Genomic DNA, 2,348 nt, shown 5'->3' with positions numbered 1-2,348 from the left:
GGGCAACAGGGCAACGTGGGGCCCATGGGGCCCGCGGGCGCGAAGGGCGACACGGGGCCGGCGGGGCCCAAGGGCGACACGGGCGTGAAGGGCGACACGGGTGACGTCGGTCCCGCGGGGCCGACGGGCGCGAAGGGCGACACGGGCGCGGCAGGCCCGACGGGGCCGGCGGGCGCGAAGGGCGACACGGGGCCCGCGGGCGCTGTCGGTCCCGCCGGTCCGGAGGGGCCGAAGGGCGACACTGGCGCCGTGGGCGCGACCGGCCCTGCTGGCGCGAAGGGCGACACGGGAGCGACGGGTCCCACGGGAGCGACGGGCCCCACGGGCGCGACCGGCCCTGCCGGCGCGGTCGGGCCGGCGGGTGCGAAGGGCGACAAGGGCGACACGGGCGCGGCGGGTCCCACGGGCGCGACGGGGCCTGCTGGCGCGGTCGGGCCGGCGGGTGCGAAGGGCGACAAGGGCGATACCGGCGCGGCGGGCCCCACGGGCGCGACCGGCCCTGCTGGCGCGACCGGGCCGGCGGGCGCGAAGGGTGACACGGGCGCGGCGGGGCCCACGGGCGCGACCGGCGCGACGGGACCTGTCGGCGCTACCGGGCCCGCGGGCCCCGCGGGACCGACGGGTGCCTCGGGGCCACAAGGGCCGCAGGGTCCGTCGGGCACGGTGGGGCTCTACGGCGATGGCTCGGCGGGCGCGTTCAACGTGGGCTCCGGCCAGAACGTGGACCTCACAAGTCCCTCGGCTGTGTCCCTGCTGCCCTCGGGCTTCAACCTCCAGTTCAGCAGCATCACCATCAGCGGGACGCTCATCGTTCCCAGCGGCACGGTGCTGCGCTCCTCCGGGGACATCACGGTGAACGGCAAGGTGATCGTGAAGCCAAGCGCGGAGGATCAGGGCAACGGTGAGGCCCCCGCAGGCATCGCCCGGACGGCGGCGACCGCCTACAACGGTGGTGCGGGCCTGACGGTGTTCCAGGCCGCGCAGGTCCGCCGGGTGCAGTCGGCATCGGGCGGAGCAGGAGCGCGCCTCTATCTGGGCTCGAACGCTGAAGGTGGCGCGGGTGGAGGCGCGTTGCTGCTGGCCGCGCGCGGCAACATTCGCATCCCCGTGAATGCGTCCATCGAGGCGGAGGGAGGGGACGGAGTGAACCCGCAGACGGCCAGCGTGTCCATCCTGGGCACGGGCGGCGGCGGTGGCGGCATCGTGCTCGTCGCGGCGAAGGGAAGCATCACGCTGGGCGGCACCATTCGCGCGACGGGCGGCAATGGCGCGGATGGCTTCAACGGCGACGGCGCCAATGGGGAAGGCGGTGGCGGTGGTGGTGGTGGCGGCATCGTCCATTTCATCTCCTCCTCGTCCGCCAGCGTGACGGGTTCCGTGGTGGTGTCGGGAGGCTCGGCGGGTAACAACGCGGCGCCTGCGTCCGGCACGACCATCAACACGGCCGGTGGCGGCGGCGGCAGCGGTGGCAGTGGCGGCAACGCGGGAGGAATCAACCCGAGCACGAAGGCGAACGGGAACGCCTCCGTGGGCACCGGCGGCTACTTCCTCCAGACGGTCGTCCCGGAGCCGGAGTCGCTGCTGGGCCTGTGAGAGCAGGCCCTCACCGGACCGGCGTGCTCAGCTGACGCCGGTTCCGGAGTCGCCTTCCGGAGCCCGCCACTGGAGCTCCAGGTACGGCGACGTCGAGTCGCTTCCCGGCACGGGCGTGAAGCCGTGCCGGGTGTAGAGCCGCAGCGCTGGGTTGTCGCGCGTGACGTGCAGCCGCACGGGCACGCGCGCTCGCGCCGCCTCCGCCTGGATTTCGTTCAAGAGCTGTGTGCCCAGGCCGCGCCCCCGGTGCACGGGAAGCAGGGCCACGTCCACCAGCAGCAGCTCCTCGGGCGTGCGCACCAGCCACTGGCGGCCCACGGGCGCTCCGTCCAGTTCGATGAGGGCATGGCCCTCCGAGGAGTATTGCGCCGCGTAGTGGCGGGCCTGGGCCTGGTACTGCATGCGCAGGAACAGCTCCGCCTGCGCGGGCGGCAAGCCCCAGGCGGCCAGCTCCTGCTCGCGCGTGCTCGCGTAGAGCGTGAAGAGGAACGCATCGTCTCCGGGCGTGACGGGGCGCAGGCGTGGCGCTAGGGGCAGGGGCGTCGTCACGGTGGGTCCTTCCGCGTTGCGTGAGGGGACCCGGCCAGGACGCCCTTCACGGGCCAGGGACCATAGCGTGCGTCCTCCCGACTGGTGGCCCCGGGGAGCCCGAGCAGGACGTTCAGCGGCCGGGCGCCGGCGCACCGCGCGAACCTGTCCGACAGGAGGGTTGCGCGAAATAAGGGGGGCTGGGGGGAGGGTAGAGAGCAGATGAA

2 protein-coding genes are annotated in these 2,348 nt (G+C 74.4%); one reads left to right on the top strand and one right to left on the bottom strand.

Features of this window, described 5'->3' with window-relative positions:
- The coding region (locus D7W79_RS45980; RefSeq protein WP_147442339.1) for a collagen-like domain-containing protein at positions 1 to 1,593 on the top strand (1,593 nt) is incomplete at its 5' end.
- Between the two features lie 27 nt (positions 1,594 to 1,620).
- Here the strand turns inward: D7W79_RS45980 and D7W79_RS41305 are convergent.
- On the bottom strand, positions 1,621 to 2,142 hold the full coding sequence (locus tag D7W79_RS41305; RefSeq protein WP_244222265.1) for a GNAT family N-acetyltransferase: 522 nt from the start codon (positions 2,140 to 2,142) through the stop codon (positions 1,621 to 1,623).
- Positions 2,143 to 2,348: the final 206 nt, after the last annotated feature.

This window comes from Corallococcus exercitus (assembly GCF_003611585.1).
GTDB lineage: Bacteria > Myxococcota > Myxococcia > Myxococcales > Myxococcaceae > Corallococcus > Corallococcus exercitus.
The sequence above is the reverse complement of the archived record's forward strand: the minus strand, read 5'-3'. Positions and strand labels throughout refer to the sequence as shown.